The following is a 21,009-nucleotide window of genomic DNA, read 5'->3' as shown; positions in this document are numbered from 1 at the left end:
TTCATGCCTTCGGACAAAGCAGGCATAATACCGCGCCTTCGACGGCGAAACGCCTTTCCCTTACTGTCGGTTGCCCCTTGAACGAACACCCGCTTGCCAATGCCATCCGCCCCTCGGCCTGTCCGGGGTTGTTGCGCATCGTCCCGGCACTGGATGGCGGTATCTGTCGGATCAAGCTGGCCGGGGGCGTGATCAGCGCCGCCCAGGCCCTGGCCGTCGCCGAGGCCGCCGAGCGTTATGCCGGCGGGGTGATCGAGGCGACCAACCGGGCCAACCTGCAGATTCGCGGGATCGGCGAGCAGCATGCGGCCCTGGTCGCCACCTTGCTGGCGGCCGGCCTCGGGCCCGACGCCGAGGCGACGGACACCGCTCCCACAGGAGCAGTGATCTCCACAGGGGGGCAGATTGCCAATCAGGCGCAGACCTCCGGCGCCGATGACGTGCGCAACCTGATGCTCAGCCCCAGCGCCGGTATCGACGCCCGGATGCTGATCGACACGCGCCCCCTCGCCGCGCAGATCCTCGCCACGTTGCAGCGCCACCGGCGCTTCCATGAGCTGTCGGCCAAGTTCGCGTTGCAACTCGACGGCGGCGAAGCCCTGGCGATGCTCGAACATCCCCATGACCTGTGGCTGTCGGCGCTGTCGATCGAGGGCAGGCCGTGGCTGGCATTCGGTCTCGCCGGCTGTCCGGCCCATGACGCGCCCCTGGCCGCGGTGCCTCTGGAGCAGGGCCACGACCTGGTGGTGGCGGTGCTGGAACTGTTCCTCGACCTGGCCCGAGCGGAGCAGACGCGCATGCGCCACCTGCTGGGCGAGGTGCCGGTCGAGTCGTTCCTGGCGCAGTTGGCCGCGCGTCTCGGCAGCGCACTGACGCCGGTCCCGCACTGGCAACGGCCTGCCGCCACCGACCTGCGGCATATCGGCACTTATCCACAGCGCCAGCCGGGCCTGGTGCATATCGGTGCCGTGTTCCCGTTGGGACGCCTCGATGCCCCGATGCTCGACGGCGTGGCCCGGCTGGCGCTGCAACAGGGCGATGGCAGCCTGCGCCTGACGCCCTGGCAGAGCCTGCTGCTGCCCAATATCCGCGAGGAGGACGCGGCCAGCGTCACCGCGCGCCTGCGACAACTCGGCCTGCTCTGCGACGCTGACCAGGCGCTGGCCCGGATCATCGCCTGCACCGGGGCCGGCGGCTGCGCCAAGGGCCTGGCCGACACCAAGGCCGATGCCCGGCGCCTGGCGACGTTGCTGTCCGGGCGGGCCCAGGCCGTCCACCTGTCCGGTTGCGGCCGCTCCTGCGCCGCGGCCCATGTGGCGCCGAGCACCTTGCTGGCGGTCTCGCCCGGCCACTACGACCTCTATTTCCGCGATGCAGCCCAGCCCGGCTTCGGCCTGCTGCACGCGCGCAACCTTACTATTGATGCGGCGGGCGCGTTGCTCGAAGCCCGCTCACGGAGCAGTACCGATGATTGATTACATCCGCGATGGTCAGGAGATCTATCGCAACTCCTTCGCGATCATTCGCGCGGAAGCGAACCTGGCGCGTATTCCCGCCGATCTCGAAAAGCTCGCCGTGCGGGTCATCCACGCCTGCGGCATGGTCGATGCCATCGACGGCCTGCAGTTCTCGCCGGGTGCCGGCAAGGCCGGGCGCGATGCCCTCGCGGCCGGCGCGCCGATCCTCTGTGACGCGCGCATGGTTTCCGAAGGCATCACCCGCGCCCGCCTGCCGGCGAACAACCCGGTGATCTGCACCCTGCGCGACGAGCGTGTGCCGGAGCTGGCGCGGGAGCAGGGCAACACCCGCTCGGCGGTGGCCCTGGAGTTGTGGCGGCCGCATCTGGAAGGCAGCGTGGTGGTGATCGGCAATGCCCCGACCGCGCTGTTCTACCTGCTGGAAATGCTCGATGCCGGCGCGCCGAAGCCGGCGCTGATCCTCGGTTTTCCGGTGGGCTTCGTCGGTGCCGCCGAGTCGAAGGCGATGCTCGCCGCCGACAGCCGTGGCGTGCCGTTCGTGATCATGCAAGGCCGCCTGGGTGGCAGCGCCATGGCCGCCGCCGCCGTCAACGCACTCGCCACGGAGATTGAATGATGCAGCAGCCTGGACGTCTGATCGGCCTCGGCGTGGGGCCGGGTGACCCGGAACTGATCACCGTGAAGGCGCTGCGCCTGTTGCGCGAGTCGCCGGTGGTGGCGTACTTCGTCGCCAAGGGCAAGAAGGGGAATGCCTTCGGTATCATCGAGGCGCACCTGCAGCAAGCACAGACCCTGTTGCCGCTGGTCTACCCGGTGACCACCGAGGCCCTGCCGGCGCCGCTGTCCTACGAGCAGGTGATCAGCGATTTCTATGACGAGGCCAGCCTGGAAGTGGCCGCGCACCTGGATGCCGGCCGCGACGTGGCGGTGATCTGCGAAGGCGATCCGTTCTTCTATGGCTCCTACATGTACCTGCACGACCGCCTGGCCGAGCGCTACGACGCCGAGGTGATTCCCGGCGTGTGCTCGATGCTCGGTGGCGCTTCGGTGCTCGGTGTGCCGTTGGTGTATCGCAACCAGAGCCTGTCGGTGTTGTCCGGCGTGCTGCCCCATGACGAACTCAAGCGGCGCCTGGCCGATGCCGATGCGGCGGTGATCATGAAACTGGGGCGTAACTTCCACAAGGTCCGCCAGGTGCTCGAAGAGCTGGGCCTGGCCGGTCGCGCGCTGTATGTGGAGCGGGCGACCATGGCCAACCAGAAGATCGTGCCGCTCGATGAGGTCGAGCCGATGTCCTCGCCTTACTTCTCGCTGATCATCGTGCCCGGCGAACGGTGGCAGGGATGAGTCGCCCGCAACCGGCCATTGTCATCCTCGGCAATGGCAGCCTCGCGACGGCCCGCAGGCTGCAACAGATCTATCCGGATGCCCTGGTCTATGGCCTGGCCGAGCGGGTCGATGGCGCGGACCGGCTGTATCACGAGTTTGGCGCGACGATGCGCCAGCTCTACCAGCAGGACACGCCGATCATTGCCCTGTGCGCCGCCGGCATCGTGATCCGCACGCTGGCCCCGGTGCTCCTGGAAAAAGGCGCCGAGCCGCCGGTACTGGCCGTGGCCGAGGACGGCAGCGCGGTGGTGCCGCTGCTGGGAGGGCTCGGTGGAGTGAATGTCATGGCCCGGGAAATGGCGGCAGGCCTGGGTGTGGCGGCGGCCATCACCACCAGCGGCGAGCTGCGTTTCGGCACCTGCCTGCTGAACCCGCCCAGTGGCTACGCGCTGGGCGACCTGGAGCTGGGCAAGCGGTTTGTCTCGGACTTGCTGGCCGGCGAAAGCGTGCGTATCGAAGGGGCGGCGCCCTGGCTGGCGCAGGCGCACTTGCCGGAGGACCGTCAGGCGCGCCTGTCGATTCATGTCGGCAGCGCCGAGCGTGCGCCGGTGGCCAATGAGTTGCTGATCTATCCGCGCAGCGTCCTGGTGGCGGTGACGGCCGCGGTGCCTGGGCTGGCCGGTGCGGTTCGTGACGCCTTGCACGGGGCGAATATCGCCTGGCAGTCGCTGGCCTGCCTGCTGGCGGCGGACAGCGAAATGGCCAGCCCCGCGCTGCGTGAAGCGGCGGCCGAGTTGGGCGTGCCGCTGCGTTTTATCGCTTCGAACGGCTCTATCGCGGCCATGGCGCAACAGGCGGTACCGCAGTTGCTGCCGCCGATCTGTGTCGGCGAGGGCCTGGCGATTGCCGTCGCCAGCCAGCCGCTGGAACCTGAGCGCATCGGTCGTCCGCGCGGTCGCCTGGCGGTGATCGGCCTCGGGCCCGGCGCTGCCGAGCTGATGGTGCCGGCGGTCAAGGCCGAGCTGGCCCGGGCCAACGACGTGCTGGGCTATGAAACCTATGTGCGCATGGCCGGACCGTTTCGTGCCGACCAGGTGCTGCATTGCACCGACAACCGCGAGGAAATGCAGCGCGCCCGGCATGCCTTCGAACTGGCGGCCGAGGGCCGTTCGGTGGTGGTGGTGTCATCCGGCGATCCGGGCGTGTTCGCCATGGCCGCAGCGGTGCTCGAAGCCCTGCATGAGTCCGACGATTCGGCCTGGCACAACGTCGAGCTGGAAATCCTCCCCGGCGTTTCCGCCTCGCTCGCCACGGCGGCTCAGGCCGGTGCTCCCCTGGGGCATGACTTCTGCGTGATGTCCCTGTCGGACAACCTCAAGCCCTGGACGATCATCGAGAAACGTCTCGACCTCGCGGCCCAGGCCGACCTGGCCCTGGCGTTCTACAACCCGATCTCGCGCTCGCGTCCGTGGCAACTGGGTCGTGCGCTGGAAATCGTCGCCCGACACCGCACGCCGCAGACGCCGGTGGTACTGGGACGGGATATCGGCCGGCCGGGACAGACCTTGCGGGTGACCACCCTGGGTGAGCTGACGCCGGAGCAGGTGGACATGCGCACCATGGTCATCATCGGCTCGTCCACCACCTGCGTCTTCCCGCGGGCCGAGGGCGGCGAGTGGGTCTATACGCCGCGCTGGTACGGTGAAAAGCCTGGTTCCTGAGGGCGTCGGCGACCGTACCGGGTCCTGATTTCACGGTACCAGGTAGCCGCGCACCCCGGTGAAGATGATCTGCGCCGCCAGGGCGCAGACGAACAGTCCCATCAGGCGGCTGACGATCTGCAGGCCCTGGTCGCCGAGGATCCGTTCGATCCGGTTCGACAGGTACAGCACCACGCCGACGGTAAAGCTCGCCAGGGCGATACTGACGATGGCGGTGAGCTTGTCGTCCCAATGGGGCTGGCTGACGCCCATGACCAGCAGGGCGCCGATGGTGCCGGGGCCGACGGTCAAAGGAATGGTCAGCGGGACGATGGTCACGTCTTGCTGCACGTTGTCGGTCTGCACGGCCGACTTGCCCTGGGCCATGCCCAGTGCCGAGATGAACAGCACGCTCCCCGCGCCAATGCGGAAGGCGTCCACGGTGATGCCGAACACACTGAAGATCACTCTCCCGAACAGATACAGCAGCACGCTGGAGACCAGGGTGGCGAGCGCCACTTTCCAGGCCAGGCGCCGGCGCTCCTTGCTGGAGTAGCCGCGGGTCAGGCTGATAAAGCAGGACAGGACGAAGAACGGGCTGTAGAGCACCAGCATCTTCAGGTAAACGCTGAACAACACGTGGAGCATGGCTTGAGCTCGAACGGAGGAGGGCGGACGCAGTCTATCAGGCGCCGCGCGGTCTGTCGGCTCAGGAGGTGGTGGGGGCCTGGACTTGCTGGCTGTCGCGTTGGGCGACCCAGTGCTCCACCAGCTCGCGCAGTTGCGAGAGTTCCACCGGCTTGGCCATGTGGCCGTCCATGCCGGCCTGGCGCGCCCGTTCCTTGTGCTCGCTGAGGATATGCGCGGTCAGCGCCACCACCGGCGTGCGCACGCGCTGGTTGCCGACTTCCCATGCCCGCAGTTGCTGGGTCGCGGAGAAGCCGTCGAGGATCGGCATTTCGCAGTCCATCAGGACCAGGTCGTAGCGCTGGGCCTTCATCGCGCGCAGGGCTTCTTCGCCGTTGCTGGCGGTGTCGGGCTGCAGGTTGAGCTTGCCCAGCATGCCGCGAATCACCTTGGTGGAGATGCTGTTGTCTTCGGCCACGAGGATGCGGAAATCGCTCGGCACGGTGATGGGGGCCACGGCCGGCGTGCTCGGGGCGGGCACCGCGGCCGGGCCCTTGCTGCGCTGGGTCAGTTCGTCCGCCAGGGTGGTCTTGAGGGTGTAGCCGGCCACCGGCTTGGCGAGGATGCGCTTGATACCGGCATTGCGCGCGATGATCTTGCTCGGCGCATTGCTGATACCGGTCAGCATGATCAGCAGGATGTCGTGGTTGAGGCTCGGGTCTTCCTTGATCTTCGCCGCCAGTTGCATGCCGGTCATGCCGGGCATGTTCTGGTCGAGCAGGACCACGTCGAAGTAGTCGCGCAGGTGCGCCTTGGTGCGCAGCAGGGCCAGCGCTTCCTTGCCCGAAGGCACGGCGCTGACGTTCAGGCCCCAGGCGCTGCATTGCTGCACCAGGACCTTGCGACAGGTGTCGTTGTCGTCGACCACCAGCACCCGCGCGCCCTTGAGGGGGCCGTCGAGGTCGGAGGTCGGGTGTTCCAGGTGCAGCGGATCCAGCGGCAACGTCAGCCACAGGGTGCTGCCCTGGTTGGGGCTGTTCTTGATACCGAACTCGCCATGCATCAGCAGGATCAGCTGACGGGCGATCACCAGGCCCAGATGGCCGCCCAGGCGGGTCGCGGCGAGGAAGTTCTTGCTCTGCAACTCGGCGTGCAGCAGGGCATCGCGCTCTTCGTCATCCATCGGCATGCCGCTGTCCTGCACCGCGATGCGCAGGCGTGGCTGGCCACTGCGTTCGTCGAGGGCGACGACGATGAGGATCTCGCCCTCGTCGGTCTTTTTCAGGGCGTTTTCCAGCAGGCTGAGCAGGGCCTGGCGCAGGCGCGTCGGGTCGCCGCTGATCACCCGCGGGACCTGCGGCTGGATGAAGCTGATCAGTTCGACGTTCTGCTGCTCGGCCTTGGCGCGGAAAATACTCAGGCAGTCTTCGATCAGGGCATTGAGGTCGAATTGCACGTCGTCGAGCTCGATCTGCCCGGACTCCAGCTTGGAGATGTCGAGAATCTCGTTGATCAGGGTCAGCAGTTCGTTGCCGGCGCTGTGGATGGTCTGCACGTAGTCGCGCTGCTTGACCGACAGCGGCGTGCCCAGCAGCAGCTCGGTCATGCCCAGCACGCCGTTCATCGGGGTGCGGATCTCGTGGCTGATCTTCGCCAGGAACTCGGCCTTGGCGGCGATTTCGGCGTTGCTCGCGGCCAGGTCGCGGCTGACGCTGAACTGGTCTTCGGTGATGCTGCGGCGGCGCTCGCCGAGGGCGATGCTCATCAATAGGCCGCTGATGCAGATGAAGATCAGCAGGGCGACGATCAGGCCCTGCGGCGGCACCAGGGTCAGGCCCAGCAGGGCGGGGAGGATGACCAGCGTGCCGATATTGAAGATGACCATGGCGACGACGAACAGTCGCGCCGGACGATAGCCCTTCTGCCAGTGATAGGCGGCGACCAGCAGGATGCTCAGGCTGGCGAGCCCGACCAGGCCGTAGGTCATCACGTTCAGGGGCAGGGTGTCGACGAACAGCAGCAACAGCCCGCCCAGGCAGATCACCAGGATGTCGCCCAGCAACAGCTTGTTCAGCGGATGCGGTCCCAGGGGGGAGAAGAAGCTGTAGGTGAACATCAGGCCGCAGGGCGCGGTGAGCAACAGCGCCAGGTAGGCGCCGGGCGTCTGCGCGCCGTGCCAGTCGGGCAGCCACGGCCCTGCCAGGTTGAGCAGGAACAGGGCGCTGAGCAACAGCAGGGCCTCACAGGACGCCAGCCACAGGCTGCTGCGCGAACGGGTATAGGCGAAGCGGGTCAGGTTGTGCAGGATCAGCATCGACAGGCAGCCGAACAGCAGGCCGTAGAGCAACGTCTGGCCCTGGTCGGCGGCGCTCATCACCGCCGATTCGAGGGTGATATGGGGACGCAGTTCGTGTTTCGAGACCAGCCTCAGGTAGATGTCGAGGGGCTTGGGGCTTTGTATCAGGGGCAGCATGAAATCGCTGCTGGGCAACGGTCGTTCGGCTTTCGACAGGTCATTGCCGCTGCGGACCTGGTCGATCAGCGTGTCGCCGTCGAGGGTGTACAGGTCGAGGCGGGCGAGGTCGGGGGCAAAGACCCGCAGCAATTGTTCGTGTTTGCCCGGCTGCAGACGGAAGCGCAACCACAGCGCGCCATCGGGCTCGGCGGCGGTCAGGCGGTCGAGTTCGACGGGGCTGAATTGGTTGATGTAGCGCGAAGAGCGGATATCGCTGAGTTGCAGGTCGGCCTGATCGTCGAACAATACCGCCCAGCCACTGCCTTGCGAGGCGTGGGCGGCCGATGCGAGGCAAAGCAGGGTCAGCAGGCTGACGGTGAAACTTATGGCAATCCTGAGCCAGCGCACGGCGAAATCCCTTCGTAGGTTGATGCCTGAGTCATAACTATGCGCGGGGCGGGAATAAGACGGCAAGGGCCTGAAGCCCTTGCCTATCCGATCGGATAGCTTATTCCTGGCTTTCTGCGCGTTCGCGTGCAATTGCACGATAGCCGATATCGCTGCGGTAGAAGCAGCCTTCCCAATTGATTTTAGCTGCCAACCGGTAAGCCTGCTTTTGTGCCGCGTCGACGCTGTTGCCCAGCGCCGTGGCGCAGAGCACCCGGCCACCGGAAGTCACGACCTGGCCATCCTTCAGCGCGGTACCGGCGTGGAAGACCTTGCCTTCCAGACCAGCGGCATCTTCCAGGCCATTGATCGGCGCGCCCTTGGCGTAATCGCCCGGGTAACCGCCGGCGGCCAGGACGATGCCCAGGCTCGGACGCGGGTCCCACTGGGCTTCGACTTTATCCAGGGCCTGGGCCAGCGCGGCCTCGACCAGCAGCACCAGGCTCGATTGCAGGCGCAGCATGACCGGCTGGGTTTCCGGGTCGCCGAAGCGGCAGTTGAACTCGATGACTTTCGGATTGCCGGCCTTGTCGATCATCAGCCCGGCGTACAGGAAGCCGGTGTAGACGTTGCCTTCCTCGGCCATGCCGCGCACGGTCGGCCAGATCACCAGGTCCATGACGCGCTGGTGCACCTCGGCGGTGACCACCGGGGCCGGGGAGTAGGCGCCCATGCCGCCGGTGTTCGGGCCGCTGTCGCCGTCGCCGACGCGCTTGTGGTCCTGGCTGGTGGCCATCGGCAGGACGTTCTTGCCGTCGACCATGACAATGAAGCTGGCTTCTTCGCCATCGAGGAACTCTTCGATCACCACCCGCGAACCGGCTTCGCCGAACGCATTGCCGGCGAGCATGTCGCGTACGGCGTCTTCGGCTTCGGCCAGGGTCATGGCGACGATCACACCCTTGCCGGCGGCCAGGCCGTCGGCCTTGATCACGATCGGTGCGCCTTTCTCGCGCAGATAGGCCAGGGCCGGCTCGATCTCGGTGAAGTTCTGGTAATCGGCGGTCGGGATCTTGTGGCGGGCCAGGAAGTCCTTGGTGAACGCCTTGGAACCTTCCAGCTGGGCGGCACCGGCAGTCGGGCCGAAGCAGTCCAGGCCGCGGGCCCGGAACAGGTCGACAACACCGGCCACCAGCGGCACTTCCGGGCCGACGATGGTCAGGGAAACGTTTTTCTCGGCAAAGTCGGCCAGTTGCTCCAGGGCCAGGACGTCGATGGCGACGTTCTCGCACTTGGCTTCGATGGCAGTGCCGGCGTTGCCCGGGGCGACGAAGACTTTCTCGACACGCGGGTCCTGCGCCACTTTCCAGGCCAGGGCGTGTTCACGGCCACCGCTGCCGATGATCAAAACATTCATTTCAAAAACCTCGATGACGCTGAATTCTAAGAGAGCATTGCGGGAGCCGGCTTGCTGGCGATAACGGCCGCAAGCTCAATGCCAGGCTCGCTGGCCTCATCGCCAGCAAGCCGGCTCCCACAGGGGCTGTGTTATCAGTGACGGAAGTGGCGCATGCCGGTGAATACCATCGCGATACCGGCTTCGTCGGCCGCGGCAATCACTTCATTGTCACGCATCGAGCCGCCCGGCTGGATCACCGCGGTGATACCGACCTTGGCCGCGTTGTCGAGGCCGTCGCGGAACGGGAAGAACGCGTCCGAAGCCATGACCGAGCCCTGCACCTGCAGGCCAGCATGCTCGGCCTTGATTGCAGCAATGCGAGCGGAGTTGACGCGGCTCATCTGGCCGGCGCCGACACCGATGGTCTGGCGGTTCTTGGCGTAGACGATGGCGTTGGACTTGACGTACTTGGCGACTTTCCAGGCGAAGATCAGGTCATGGATTTCCTGTTCGGTCGGTGCGCGCTTGGTCACCACCTTGAGGTCTTCGCTGCCGATCATGCCGATATCGCGGCTCTGTACCAGCAGGCCGCCGTTGACCCGCTTGTAGTCCCAGGCCGGGGCGCGGTTGGCATCCCACTGGCCGCAGGCCAGCAGGCGCACGTTGGCCTTGGCGGCGACGATGGCACGGGCCTCTTCGCTGACGGACGGGGCGATGATCACCTCGACGAACTGGCGCTCGACGATGGCCTTGGCAGTTTCGGCATCCAGCTCGCGGTTGAAGGCGATGATGCCGCCGAAGGCCGATTCGCTGTCGGTGGCGTAGGCCAGTTCGTAGGCCTGGCGGATACCGCCCTCGGCGTCAGGGCTCACGGCCACGCCGCACGGGTTGGCGTGCTTGACGATGACGCAGGCCGGCTTGACGAAGCTCTTCACGCATTCCAGCGCGGCATCGGTGTCGGCCACGTTGTTGTACGACAGCTCCTTGCCTTGCAGCTGGGTCGCGGTGGCGATGCCGACTTCGGCCGGCCTGGCTTCCACGTAGAACGCCGCGCTCTGGTGCGGGTTCTCGCCGTAGCGCATTTCCTGGGCCTTGATGAACTGGCTGTTGAAGGTGCGCGGGAATTCGCTGCGGCCTTCGGTGCTCAGGGTTTCGGCGGCCTGGTTCACGGTGCCCATGTAGTTGGCGATCATGCCGTCGTAGGCGGCGGTGTGTTCGAAGGCCTTGAGCATCAGGTCGAAACGTTGGGCGTAGGTCAGGCCACCGGCCTTGAGGCTTTCCAGGACCTGGGCGTAGTCGCCGGCATTGACCACGATGGCGACGTCCTTGTGGTTCTTGGCCGCCGAGCGGACCATGGTCGGCCCACCGATGTCGATGTTCTCGATGGCGGTCGGCAGGTCGCAGCCCGGCTTGCTGATGGTGGCTTCGAACGGGTAGAGGTTGACCGCGACCAGGTCGATCGGGCGGATGCCGTGCTCGCTCATGATGTCATCGTCGATGCCGCGACGGCCGAGGATGCCGCCGTGGATTTTCGGGTGCAGGGTCTTCACCCGGCCATCCATCATTTCCGCAAAGCCGGTGTAGTCCGCGACTTCCACGGCGGCGACGCCGTTGTCCCGCAGCAGCTTGAACGTACCGCCGGTGGAGAGGATTTCCACGCCCAGGGCTTCCAGTTCACGAGCGAAATCGAGGATTCCGGTCTTGTCGGAAACGCTGATCAGGGCGCGGCGGATCGGCAGGCGGGTAGTCTGGTCGGTCATCTCAATGTCCATCAAAAGCAAGGGGTCAGCAAATAAGGCGACCGGTTCCGGGTTCTGTACGGAAACTGCCTGCGCGACAATCATGCTGCGTTGAAAACAGGCTCGGAATGCTCATGTAGGCCTCTACACTCCGCTTCCTCGCCTGTTTTTGCCTTGCCTGATCGCCGCTTGGCGAGTTTTCTTGCAGGCCCTGGGGCGCCTTTCTGGTTTGATTGAATGCTTACAGCAAATCGTACTGCTTGAGTTTCTTGCGCAGGGTGCCGCGGTTCAGGCCGAGCAGTTCGCTGGCCTTGGTCTGGTTGCCCTTGACGTAGTTCATCACGCTTTCGAGCAGGGGAGCCTCGACTTCGGAGAGCACCAGGTTGTACACGTCCGTGACGGCCGCGCCCTCAAGGTGGGCGAAATAATTGTGCAGCGCCTTCTCGACGCTACCGCGAAGGGTCTGGCCTTCTTCGCTCGGCGTATTGAGGTGCTGTTTCAAATTGACGTTGTCGCTCACGGGCGTTGTTCCACTCACTAAAGTCTCGGTCATCATCGTCATGCGGCCACCCCCTCTCCGTCCCCTGTCACCAGGCTCTTGTAACGTTCGGCAAAGAACTCACGAACGTTGGCGCATTGTGCTTCCGTATCTTCCAAACGATTGAAGTGGGCGCGAAACTCCCTGGCGCCCGGCAAGGTTGCGAGATACCAGCCGACATGCTTGCGGGCAATGCGGACGCCCATGACCTCCCCATAGAAGGCATGCAGCGCGGCCAGATGCTCTAGCAGAATGCGTTCCACTTCGAACAGCTCCGGTGCCGGGAGGGTTTCGCCGGTACGCAGAAAATGCTCGATCTCACGGAAAATCCATGGCCGCCCCTGGGCGGCCCGGCCGATCAACAGGCCGTCGGCACCGGTCGCCTGCAACACGTACCGGGCCTTTTCGGCCGAATCGATATCGCCGTTGGCGAAGACCGGGATCGACACCGCCTGCTTGATCGCGGCAATGGTGTCGTACTCGGCTTCACCGGTGTACAGGTCGGCACGGGTTCTGCCGTGCACCGCCAGGGCGGTAATGCCCGCCTGCTCGGCGATCTTCGCCACCGTCAGGCCATTCTTGTTCGCCCGGTCCCAGCCGGTCCGTATCTTCAGGGTGACCGGGACATCGACTGCCGCCACGACGGCGTGCAGGATTTCCCTCACCAGGTCTTCATCCTTCAGCAACGCGGAACCGGCGGCCTTGTTGCAGACCTTCTTGGCCGGACATCCCATGTTGATGTCGATAATCTGTGCCCCCAGCTCGACATTGGCCCGGGCCGCATCCGCCAGCATCTGTGCATCACCGCCGGCGATCTGTACCGAGCGGGGCTCGGGATCACCTTCGTGGATCATGCGCAGACGCGACTTGCGGCTGTTCCACAGGCTCATGTCGCTGGTTACCATTTCCGAAACCACCAGGCCCGCGCCCAGGCGTCGGCAAAGCTGACGAAAGGGCTGGTCGGTGACCCCCGCCATCGGGGCGAGAATCAAGCCGTTCTGCAGTGTGTATGGGCCGATGCGTACCGCCGACATAGGACTTCCCTGTTGTGGGGCCGGATCATTAGAGTTCGAAAAAGGGTTGGCATGATACCCGCTCTCGATGACCGGATAAAGGCAAAATTGGATAAAATCTGAACAGTTATTCCGTTATCGCCAGCAGTTTGGTTACCGCCGGAAAAACACCGTCAACGAGCACGGCAGGCCCTGAATCACTCGGGTGAGTGGAAGCTGAGGCTGTAGTTCACGGCCTTGGCGCCTGGATCGAGGATGTCCAGGGCGATATGGATCGGGGTCTGCGGTGGCATTTCGCTCTGGCCGCTGAGGTCGCCGCCCAGGTATTCGCCGGGTTTGAAGCGCCGGCTGGCGATCAGGTGGCCGTTGAGATCGGCGAAGCGCAGCTCCAGCAGCGGGAATGGCTGGGAGAACGATGCGCGATTGTAGATGATCGCGTCCACCACCAGCGCGCCATTGAAGTCCGGGTGGCTGCGCACCACCAGGTTGCTGCTCTTGATTCGGGCGATATCGACTTTGGAAGGCACCTTGCAGCCGATTTCCGGGCACAGTTGCTGGAACCACGGGCGATACTGGTCCTGGCGCGCCAGTTCGTCGAAGTGATAGGCGATGTACTGGCCGGCCAGGGCCGCGGCGGCCAGCAGTACCAGCAGCAGCCACAGCAGGCGCTTGCCCCAGGGGGACCGGCGGCGTTGCCAGTCGAGATGAATCGGGTCGTCCTCGAGGTCCAGCAGCACGTCGTCGTGCATGCCGGGTTCGCTGCGGGTGCGCGCAGGCTTCTTCGGGGCGGCGGCCGCGGGTTCGTCTTCGTCGTGCTCGTCGGCGGCCAGCGGTTCGTGGGTCGTGGCGTCTTCCAGCTCGTCCTCTTCGATTTTCAGGCGCGGAGCCTGGGGCTCGTCATCGAGGTCGGCGAGATCGAACGACAGCGACGGCTCGGTACGGCTCGGCCGCGGTGGCTCGGGCTTGCGCTCGGTCCTGGTCGTGACGGTGGGCGCGAGCGGCCCGTCGTCGGCGATTTCGTCGTGTGCGCCGGCCGGTTCGCTGAACAAGCTGCCTGACCACTGGGCCTCGTCGTCATCGCTGTCGCGGCGGGCGCTGAAGGACTCGCCCTGGCCGCCATGCTCGCCGAAGGCCTTGGCCGGCTGGATTTCCCGCTGCTCCAGGCGGGCCAGTTCTTCGTCGAGATCGAGGTCGTCCAGATCCAGCTCTTGCGTCGTCCACTGCTTCTGGCTGATGGCCCGTGGCGGTGGAGCGGGAGGTGTCGCCGGAGTGGGGGGCAGCAGGGGCGCGGGGGGCGCGACCGGCGTGGCCGCCGCGACCGCTGCCGGCTGGGCTGTCCCGGCTTCCCGGGCCGCGCGTTGCTCCAGCAGTTGCCGCGCGGCGTTGAACACCTGCAGGCAGGAGCCACAACGAACCACCCCGCGCGCCACGCTCAATTGGGCGTGGCTGACGCGGAAGCTGGTCTGGCAATGCGGGCACTGGGTGACGAAGCTGTCGGTCATGCGGCGATCCGGTTTATCCAAGCGCCCATTCTAGCGCCGACGGCCACTGATGCGCACCCAACCATCGCGATCGGCAATCGGGTCCAGATCGAAGTCCTTGGCATAAGCGGCAGCCACTTCCTCGCCCTGTTCGGCGAGGATGCCGGACAGCGCCAGGCGGCCGCCCGGCCTGACCAGGGTGGACAACTGCGGGGCCAGGGAAACCAAGGGGCCGGCGAGGATGTTGGCGACCAGCACATCGGCCTGTACCTGTGGCAATTGCTCCGGCAGATACAGCGGGAACAGTTCCTCGGCGATGTTGTTGCGTCCGGCGTTGTCGCGGGAAGCTTCCAGGGCCTGCACGTCGATATCGGTGCCGACCGCTTCGCGGGCGCCGAGCAGCAGCGCGGCAATCGCCAGGATGCCCGAGCCACAGCCGAAGTCGAGGACATTGCAGTCCTTGAGGTCCTGGCCGTCGAGCCATTCCAGGCAGAGCGCGGTGGTCGGGTGCGTACCGGTGCCGAAGGCCAGGCCCGGATCGAGCAACAGGTTGACCGCGTCCGGCTGCGGGGCGGCATGCCAGCTGGGCACGATCCACAGGCGCTGGCCGAAACGCATGGGCTGGAAGTTGTCCATCCAGCTGCGTTCCCAGTCCTGGTCCTCGATCACTTCGCTGTGGTGCTCGGGCAGTGGCGAGCCGGTCAGCAGTTCCAGGTGCGCGAGGACGCTGGCCGCCTCGGTGCCGCCTTCGAACAGTGCCAGCAGGTGGGTATGGGACCACAGCGGCGTGGTGTTGAGTTCGGGTTCGAAAATCGGCTGATCTTCGGCGTCCATGAAGGTTACCGAAACAGCGCCGACTTCAAGGAAAGCGTCTTCGTAGGTTTCGGCTTGTTCCGGGCTGATGGCGAGGCGTACTTGCAGCCAAGGCATGGCGGGCACCTGTGAAAAAAGTGAATGTGCAACCGGCTCGGTTGCGAGAAGCGCGCCAGTTTACGCGAGCAGGCGCATGGGCGGTATGCAAAAACGACAAAGCCGCTCGAAAGCGGCCTTGTCGTTGGGATCACCGGCTCATTGATGGGCGAGCTTGTGTTCCAGGTAGTGAATGTTCACACCACCTTCGCAGAACCCGGCGTCGCGAACCAGGTCGCGGTGCAACGGGATGTTGGTCTTGATCCCGTCCACGACGACTTCGTCCAGGGCATTGCGCATGCGCGCCATGGCTTCGTCGCGAGTGGCGCCCCAGGTGATCAGCTTGCCGATCAGGGAGTCATAGTTCGACGGAACCTTGTAGCCGCTGTACAGGTGCGAGTCGACCCGCACGCCGTTGCCGCCTGGCGCATGGAAATGCTTGACCAGGCCCGGGCTCGGAATGAAGGTCTTCGGGTCTTCGGCGTTGATCCGGCATTCCAGCGCATGGCCGTGGATCTTCACGTCGTCCTGGGTGTACGACAGCGGATTGCCAGCGGCGATGCTCAGCATCTCCTTGACGATATCGATGCCGGTGACCATTTCCGATACCGGATGCTCTACCTGCACGCGAGTGTTCATCTCGATGAAGTAGAAGCGGCCGTTCTCGTACAGGAACTCGAAAGTGCCGGCACCGCGGTAGCCGATATCGATACAGGCCTTGACGCAGCGGGCCAGCACTTCTGCGCGCGCCTGCTCGTCGATGCCCGGTGCCGGGGCTTCTTCCAGGACCTTCTGGTGACGGCGCTGCAGCGAGCAGTCGCGGTCGCCGAGGTGGATCGCATGACCCTGGCCGTCGGAAAGCACCTGGACTTCCACGTGGCGTGGGTTGGTCAGGAACTTTTCCAGGTAGACCATCGGGTTGCTGAACCAGGCGCCGGCTTCTTCGCGGGTCTGCTTGGCCGCTTCGATCAGCTCGTCTTCGCTGTGTACCACGCGCATGCCGCGCCCACCGCCGCCGCCGGCGGCCTTGATGATCACCGGGTAGCCGACTTCGCGACCAATGCGCAGGGCGGTTTCCGGATCTTCGGGCAACGGGCCGTCGGAGCCGGGAACGGTGGGTACGCCGGCAGCGATCATCGCGGCCTTGGCCGATACCTTGTCGCCCATCAGGCGAATGGTGTCGGCTTTCGGGCCGATGAAGGCAAACCCGGATTTCTCGACCTGTTCGGCAAAATCGGCGTTTTCCGCGAGGAAGCCGTAGCCCGGGTGAATCGCCGTGGCGCCGGTGACTTCGGCGGCCGCGATGATGTTCGGGATATTCAGGTACGAGCGGGTAGCCAGGGGCGGGCCGATGCAGATGCTTTCGTCCGCCAGTTTCACGTGCATCAGTTCCGTATCGGCCGTCGAGTAAACAGCGACGGTCTTGATGCCCTCTTCCTTACAGGCGCGCAGGATACGCAGGGCGATCTCGCCGCGGTTGGCGATCAGGACTTTTTCCAGCTTCGCAGGTTTCAACATCGAAGGCGCTCCGCGGTTCAAACGATGGTGAACAGCGGCTGGTCATACTCAACCGGCTGACCGTTTTCTACCAGAATGGATTCGATCACACCGCTGGCTTCGGCCTGGATGTGGTTCATCATCTTCATCGCTTCGACGATGCAGATGGTGTCGCCTTTCTTGACGGTCTGGCCGACTTCGACGAACGCCGGGGAAGTCGGGGCCGGGGTGCGGTAGAAGGTACCGACCATCGGCGACTTGACCACGAAACCGTTCAGCTTCGGTGCGCCAGCGGCTTCAGGAGCTGCGGCGGCGGCAACCGGATCGGCCGGGGCGGCGACGGGAGCCGGAGCCTGGGCAGGCATCGGAGCGTAGTACTGCTGCGCCGGGGTCTTGCTGTGGCGGCTGATGCGTACGGACTCTTCGCCTTCCTTGATCTCGAGTTCGTCGATACCGGACTCTTCCAGCAATTCGATCAGTTTCTTAACTTTACGGATATCCATGAATCATCAACTCCCAAGGGTCGGTCAGGGGCGTTTAGCTTGTAGTTCAAGCTGCTCTAGTGCGGCCTCCAGGGCCAGTCGGTAACCGCTGGCGCCAAGGCCGCAGATCACTCCTACCGCAACATCTGAAAAGTAGGAGTGATGGCGGAAAGGTTCGCGTTTATGCACGTTCGACAAATGCACTTCGATGAATGGGATGCTCACCGCCAGCAGCGCGTCACGTAATGCGACACTTGTATGTGTAAAAGCTGCTGGATTGATCAGAATGAAATCCACGCCTTCGCCGCGGGCGGCGTGGATCCGGTCGATCAATTCGTACTCGGCGTTGCTCTGCAGATACATCAGATGGTGCCCGGCTTCCCGGGCCCGACGCTCCAGATCCTGGTTGATCTCGGGCAGTGTGACCGCGCCGTAGACACCCGGCTCGCGGGTGCCCAGCAGGTTCAGGTTGGGTCCATGCAGGACCAGTAGGGTCGCCATCGGCTGTTTCCTTGTTATCTGTGCGCAATTGTCAATGCGCGCCGACTATGCCGCAAAGCCCGGATGACTGTCCAGTTACCTGCAATAGCCAGCACGATGTCCGATGTTTGCGCGAAATTTGTGACTCATTTGTTAAAAGCGGTCATTCGCTTTCGTCACGCGTTCGACGAAGTCCCGCGCACTGATCTCGCCAATGACCCGGACATCGGTCCTTTCGCTGCCATCCTTGGCGAAGAACATCAGCGCCGGCGGTCCGAACAACTGGTAGCGGTCGAGCAGGGCGCGTTGTTCGGCGTTGCTGGCGGTGATATCGAACCGCACCAGCCGGTAGCCCTGCAGCTTTTCGAGGACGTTCGCCTCGTTCAGCACTTCATGTTCGATGACTTTGCAACTGATGCACCAGTCGGCGTACCAGTCCAGCAGCAATGGCTGACCGGCGCTTTTCGCCGCGGCCAGGGCGCTGTCGAGTTCGGCCGGGGTACTGATGGTCTGCCACTGGCCGTTGGCGGTGGGCGAGCTGCCGGCGGCCGTCGGTGTCCCGCCGATGGGCTGGAACGGGTTGCTCTGGCCGCTGAAGGCGCCGTACCAGCAACTCAGGGCGTAGGCCAGCAGGAACAGGCCGAGCAGTTGCGCGAGGCGTTGCCTGGCGGTTTTCTCGACGAACTCCAGGGCGCCGAGAAACAGCGCGACACCCGCGGCGAGCAAGCCGCCCAGGAGCAGGGTGATCGGTCCGGGCAGCACGCGGCTGAGCAGGAACAGCGCGACCCCGAGCAACAGCACGCCAATGGCGTTCTTCACCGTGACCAGCCACGGGCCGCTTTTCGGCAGCCAGGCCGCGCCGCCGGTGGCGACCAGCAACAGCGGCGTGCCCATGCCCAGGCCCAGGGCGAAGAGTTTCAAGGCCCCGCCCAGGGCGTCGCCGCTGGCGCTGATATAGAGCAGGGCGCCGGCCAGGGGCGCGGAAACGCAGGGTGAAACCAGCAGGCTCGACACCACGCCGAGCACGGCCGCGCCCCACAGCGAGCCGCCCTGGGTACCGCTGGCCAGTCGGTTCAGGCGGCCGCTGATGGCCTGGGGCAGTTGCAACTCGAACAGGCCGAACATCGCCAGGGCGAACACCACGAAGAATCCGGCGAAGGGCACCAGCACCCAGGCCGATTGCAGGCGTGCCTGCAGGTTCAGTTGGGCGCCGAACAGGCCCATCAGCGCGCCCAGCAGGGCGAAGCAGGCGGCCATGGCCAGCACGTAGGCCAGCGACAGCTTGAAGCCACGCACGCCGCTGACGCGGCCGTGCAGCACGAAACCGGAAATGATCGGCAGCATCGGCAGGACGCAGGGCGTGAAGGTCAGTGCCAGGCCGCCTAGGAAGAACAGCGCCAGTGCGCTCCAGCTCCAGGCGGTTCCGGCCGCCGCGGGGGCGGCGGCGGAAGACGCGGGGCTGCCGTCGATACGCAGGCGTTCGGTTTCCGGCGGGTAGCACAGGCCCTTGTCGGCGCAGCCCTGGTAGGTCACCGCCAGGGTAAAGGCGCGAGTGTCGCCGGCGGAGCGGGGCAGGATGACATCGAGAATGCCGTGATAGACCTCGACATCGCCGAAGTACTCGTCGTGTTTCTGCTCTCCAGCGGGCAATTGTGCGGCGCCCAGCTGGATATCCGCCGGCTCGGCGCGGAACTGGAAGCGGTGGCGGTACAGGTAATACCCTTCGGTGGGGACGAAACGCAGGGTGATCGCTTGCGGCGTGCTGCTGACCAGGCTCAGCTGGAAGGCCTCATGCACGGGCAGGAAGTCCTTGCTGTTGTTGATGGCGCCCAGGGTCGAGCTGGGGCGGCCGTCGAGCAGGCTGGCGCCGAAGGCCGGGAAGGCACATAGCAGGAGCATCAGGCAGAACAGGCGGCGCATGGCGATCTCGCGAATCGGAAGAGTGCGCATGATAACGAAGTGCGCCGCCGCCGCGAGGGGATTAAACGCGGAAGGCTTGCACCGCCGTATGCAGTTCCGTGCCCAGTTCCAGCAGGCGTTCGCCCTGGCTGCGGCCCTCGCCGATGCGCAGCAGGTTGTCGCCGCCCAGCTGGTGGATGCGTTCGCTGTGATCGCGGATTTCGCTGACCGCGCCACTCTGCTGGGAGGTGACGTCGGCGATGCGCACCGCGGTATCGGAGATGGTCTGGATCGCGCCGACGATTTCATCCAGCGCGCCATCGGCGGCCTGGGCCTGGTCGGCGGTGGCCTCGGCGTGCTCGACCTGCGCACGCATGCCTTCCACCGATTGGCGGGCCGCGCTCTGCAACCCGGCGATCAGGGTCTGGATTTCCCCGGTGGCGCCGGCGGTACGCTGGGCCAGGGTGCGCACTTCCTCGGCGACCACGGCGAAGCCGCGGCCCATTTCCCCGGCGCGCGCGGCCTCGATGGCGGCGTTGAGCGCCAGCAGGTTGGTCTGGTCGGCAATCGAGCGGATCACCGTCAGCACGCCGCCGATGGTCGCCGACTCTTCGGCCAGGTGTTCGATCATCTGCGCGTTGCCCTGTACCTCGCCGACCAGCGCGTGGAGGCCGGCCAGGCTCAGGCCGATGACCTTCTGCCCGTGTTCCACCGCCGCGCCGGCGCTGCGGCTGGCGTCCGCGGCCTGACTGGCATCGCCGGCCACCTGCTGGATGGTTGCCTCCAGCTCGCCCAGGGAGTCGCGAATCTGTGCCGTATCACCGGCCTGGCGCTCGGCACCGGTATGCAGGCCGCTGCTCAGTTGCGCCAGGGCGCGGCTGCTGCCGGCGACCTGTTCGGCGTTCTGGCGGATGGTCCCCACCAGATCCACCAGGTAGGCGCGCAGGCGGTTCAGCGAGGCTTCGATATCGTGCAGTTCGCGATTGGTCTTGCCCAGCTGGATATCCCGGCTGAAGTCGCCTTCGGCCCAGGTCGACAGGGCCGGGGCGAGGTTGGTCAGGACCCGCGCCAGCTTGCGCTGCAGGGTGTCGATCAACAGGGCGATAAGCAGGATCAGGCCGATCATCACGCCCTGCATCAGGCGTACTTCACCCTGGATCTTGCCGTGCTGGGCCCGCACCACCGGCTCCAGCGCGGCGATGGCCTGTTGCACGGCACTGATCTTCAGGTGGGTCGCGGTTGCCAGGTCGGCCCGGCGTTGGATCTGTTCGCGAGTGCGGGTCAGTTCGGCCGGGTAGCGGGTCAGCAGGCTGTGCAGTTCGCGCTTGAGGTCGACGCCGGTGTCCACGGCCGCGGTTTTCTCGCTGCTTTCCAGGCCCATCATGGCACTGAAGTCGTCGGTGTTGGATTCGCTGCTCGAGGTCACGCCCAGCAGGGGCAGGGCTTCCAGCTGTCCGGCCTGGCTGCTGATACTGGCCAGCTCGCGCTCGACATCGGCGGCCAGTTCACTGCGACCGCTGCTGACCAGTTTGTCCCGGGCCAATGACAGCTTGGCCAGGTGCGAGGAGGCCGCCAGCAACGGTGGCAGGTAGGCAG

Annotated in this window: 16 protein-coding genes and 1 pseudogene; 4 read left to right on the top strand and 13 right to left on the bottom strand. The window is 65.4% G+C overall.

Annotated features, from left to right (window positions below; genetic code table 11):
• Positions 1-77 precede the first annotated feature (77 nt).
• The 4 genes from cobG to cobJ are packed head-to-tail and all read left to right on the top strand — an operon-like array spanning position 78 to position 4,528.
• Positions 78-1,475 carry a precorrin-3B synthase gene (cobG, locus tag HX881_RS05240; protein WP_177083278.1) on the top strand — a complete coding sequence of 466 codons (1,398 nt, stop codon included), beginning with the start codon at positions 78-80 and terminating at the stop codon, positions 1,473-1,475.
• A complete protein-coding gene (locus HX881_RS05235; protein ID WP_017125642.1) occupies positions 1,468-2,094 on the top strand; it encodes a precorrin-8X methylmutase in 627 nt (208 codons plus the stop codon). Before cobG ends, HX881_RS05235 begins: the two co-directional genes overlap by 8 nt.
• Positions 2,094-2,825, top strand: coding sequence for a precorrin-2 C(20)-methyltransferase (locus HX881_RS05230; RefSeq protein ID WP_017125641.1), 732 nt, complete (start codon positions 2,094-2,096; stop codon positions 2,823-2,825). The genes HX881_RS05235 and HX881_RS05230 overlap by 1 nt, the downstream gene beginning before the upstream one ends.
• Positions 2,822-4,528: a precorrin-3B C(17)-methyltransferase gene (gene cobJ, locus HX881_RS05225; protein WP_177083276.1), complete on the top strand. Its 1,707-nt coding sequence runs from the start codon at positions 2,822-2,824 to the stop codon at positions 4,526-4,528. The genes HX881_RS05230 and cobJ overlap by 4 nt, the downstream gene beginning before the upstream one ends.
• 30 nt (positions 4,529-4,558) lie before the next feature.
• On the opposite strand, the gene HX881_RS05220 is transcribed toward cobJ, so the two are convergent.
• The 13 genes and pseudogenes from HX881_RS05220 to HX881_RS33125 form a co-directional block, all read right to left on the bottom strand.
• Positions 4,559-5,155: a MarC family protein gene (locus HX881_RS05220; RefSeq protein WP_017125639.1), complete on the bottom strand. Its 597-nt coding sequence runs from the start codon at positions 5,153-5,155 to the stop codon at positions 4,559-4,561.
• 61 nt (positions 5,156-5,216) lie between these two features.
• Positions 5,217-7,997 (bottom strand): hybrid sensor histidine kinase/response regulator, encoded by a 2,781-nt coding sequence (locus HX881_RS05215; RefSeq protein WP_103033005.1) that lies wholly within the window; start codon positions 7,995-7,997, stop codon positions 5,217-5,219.
• A gap of 100 nt (positions 7,998-8,097) precedes the next feature.
• The gene (purD, locus tag HX881_RS05210) at positions 8,098-9,393 is read right to left on the bottom strand and encodes a phosphoribosylamine--glycine ligase (protein WP_177083274.1); all 1,296 of its coding nucleotides are present in this window, start codon (positions 9,391-9,393) and stop codon (positions 8,098-8,100) included.
• A 134-nt stretch (positions 9,394-9,527) separates the two neighbouring features.
• Complete coding sequence (purH, locus tag HX881_RS05205; protein WP_042935135.1) at positions 9,528-11,135, bottom strand: bifunctional phosphoribosylaminoimidazolecarboxamide formyltransferase/IMP cyclohydrolase; 1,608 nt, start codon at positions 11,133-11,135, stop codon at positions 9,528-9,530.
• 220 nt (positions 11,136-11,355) lie between these two features.
• Positions 11,356-11,676, bottom strand: coding sequence for a DNA-binding transcriptional regulator Fis (fis, locus tag HX881_RS05200; RefSeq protein WP_003186237.1), 321 nt, complete (start codon positions 11,674-11,676; stop codon positions 11,356-11,358).
• Positions 11,673-12,686 carry a tRNA dihydrouridine synthase DusB gene (gene dusB / locus HX881_RS05195; RefSeq protein ID WP_017125635.1) on the bottom strand — a complete coding sequence of 338 codons (1,014 nt, stop codon included), beginning with the start codon at positions 12,684-12,686 and terminating at the stop codon, positions 11,673-11,675. The genes fis and dusB overlap by 4 nt, the downstream gene beginning before the upstream one ends.
• Positions 12,687-12,862: 176 nt before the next feature.
• Entirely contained in the window at positions 12,863-14,167 is a 1,305-nt protein-coding gene (locus HX881_RS05190) for a DUF3426 domain-containing protein (RefSeq protein ID WP_177083272.1), read from the bottom strand.
• 30 nt (positions 14,168-14,197) lie between these two features.
• Positions 14,198-15,076 carry a 50S ribosomal protein L11 methyltransferase gene (gene prmA, locus HX881_RS05185; RefSeq protein WP_017125633.1) on the bottom strand — a complete coding sequence of 293 codons (879 nt, stop codon included), beginning with the start codon at positions 15,074-15,076 and terminating at the stop codon, positions 14,198-14,200.
• Between the two features lie 138 nt (positions 15,077-15,214).
• Complete coding sequence (gene accC, locus HX881_RS05180) at positions 15,215-16,573, bottom strand: acetyl-CoA carboxylase biotin carboxylase subunit (RefSeq protein WP_017125632.1); 1,359 nt, start codon at positions 16,571-16,573, stop codon at positions 15,215-15,217.
• Between the two features lie 17 nt (positions 16,574-16,590).
• Complete coding sequence (gene accB / locus HX881_RS05175) at positions 16,591-17,055, bottom strand: acetyl-CoA carboxylase biotin carboxyl carrier protein (protein WP_177083270.1); 465 nt, start codon at positions 17,053-17,055, stop codon at positions 16,591-16,593.
• Positions 17,056-17,079: 24 nt separating this feature from the next.
• Positions 17,080-17,535 carry a type II 3-dehydroquinate dehydratase gene (aroQ, locus tag HX881_RS05170; protein WP_017125630.1) on the bottom strand — a complete coding sequence of 152 codons (456 nt, stop codon included), beginning with the start codon at positions 17,533-17,535 and terminating at the stop codon, positions 17,080-17,082.
• A 132-nt stretch (positions 17,536-17,667) separates the two neighbouring features.
• Positions 17,668-19,434 (bottom strand): protein-disulfide reductase DsbD, encoded by a 1,767-nt coding sequence (locus HX881_RS05165; protein ID WP_177083811.1) that lies wholly within the window; start codon positions 19,432-19,434, stop codon positions 17,668-17,670.
• Between the two features lie 61 nt (positions 19,435-19,495).
• Positions 19,496-20,002, bottom strand: a pseudogene (locus HX881_RS33125) (methyl-accepting chemotaxis protein); the annotation flags it as partial.
• Positions 20,003-21,009: the final 1,007 nt, after the last annotated feature.

The sequence above is a fragment of the Pseudomonas gingeri genome (assembly GCF_013386115.1).
GTDB classification, from domain to species: Bacteria; Pseudomonadota; Gammaproteobacteria; order Pseudomonadales; family Pseudomonadaceae; genus Aquipseudomonas; species Aquipseudomonas gingeri.
This window is presented reverse-complemented; position numbering and strand designations above follow the sequence as displayed.

Excerpts from the sequence above, each read along its gene's own strand:
- HX881_RS05235 (WP_017125642.1), top strand. The coding sequence starts at position 1,468 with ATGATTGATTACATCCGCGATGGTCAGGAGATCTATCGCAACTCCTTC.
- HX881_RS05230 (WP_017125641.1), top strand. The coding sequence starts at position 2,094 with ATGCAGCAGCCTGGACGTCTGATCGGCCTCGGCGTGGGGCCGGGTGAC.
- cobJ (WP_177083276.1), top strand. The coding sequence starts at position 2,822 with ATGAGTCGCCCGCAACCGGCCATTGTCATCCTCGGCAATGGCAGCCTC.
- HX881_RS05220 (WP_017125639.1), bottom strand. The coding sequence starts at position 5,155 with ATGCTCCACGTGTTGTTCAGCGTTTACCTGAAGATGCTGGTGCTCTAC.
- purD (WP_177083274.1), bottom strand. The coding sequence starts at position 9,393 with ATGAATGTTTTGATCATCGGCAGCGGTGGCCGTGAACACGCCCTGGCC.
- purH (WP_042935135.1), bottom strand. The coding sequence starts at position 11,135 with ATGACCGACCAGACTACCCGCCTGCCGATCCGCCGCGCCCTGATCAGC.
- fis (WP_003186237.1), bottom strand. The coding sequence starts at position 11,676 with ATGACGATGATGACCGAGACTTTAGTGAGTGGAACAACGCCCGTGAGC.
- dusB (WP_017125635.1), bottom strand. The coding sequence starts at position 12,686 with ATGTCGGCGGTACGCATCGGCCCATACACACTGCAGAACGGCTTGATT.
- HX881_RS05190 (WP_177083272.1), bottom strand. The coding sequence starts at position 14,167 with ATGACCGACAGCTTCGTCACCCAGTGCCCGCATTGCCAGACCAGCTTC.
- prmA (WP_017125633.1), bottom strand. The coding sequence starts at position 15,076 with ATGCCTTGGCTGCAAGTACGCCTCGCCATCAGCCCGGAACAAGCCGAA.
- accC (WP_017125632.1), bottom strand. The coding sequence starts at position 16,573 with ATGTTGAAACCTGCGAAGCTGGAAAAAGTCCTGATCGCCAACCGCGGC.
- accB (WP_177083270.1), bottom strand. The coding sequence starts at position 17,055 with ATGGATATCCGTAAAGTTAAGAAACTGATCGAATTGCTGGAAGAGTCC.
- aroQ (WP_017125630.1), bottom strand. The coding sequence starts at position 17,535 with ATGGCGACCCTACTGGTCCTGCATGGACCCAACCTGAACCTGCTGGGC.
- HX881_RS05165 (WP_177083811.1), bottom strand. The coding sequence starts at position 19,434 with ATGCGCCGCCTGTTCTGCCTGATGCTCCTGCTATGTGCCTTCCCGGCC.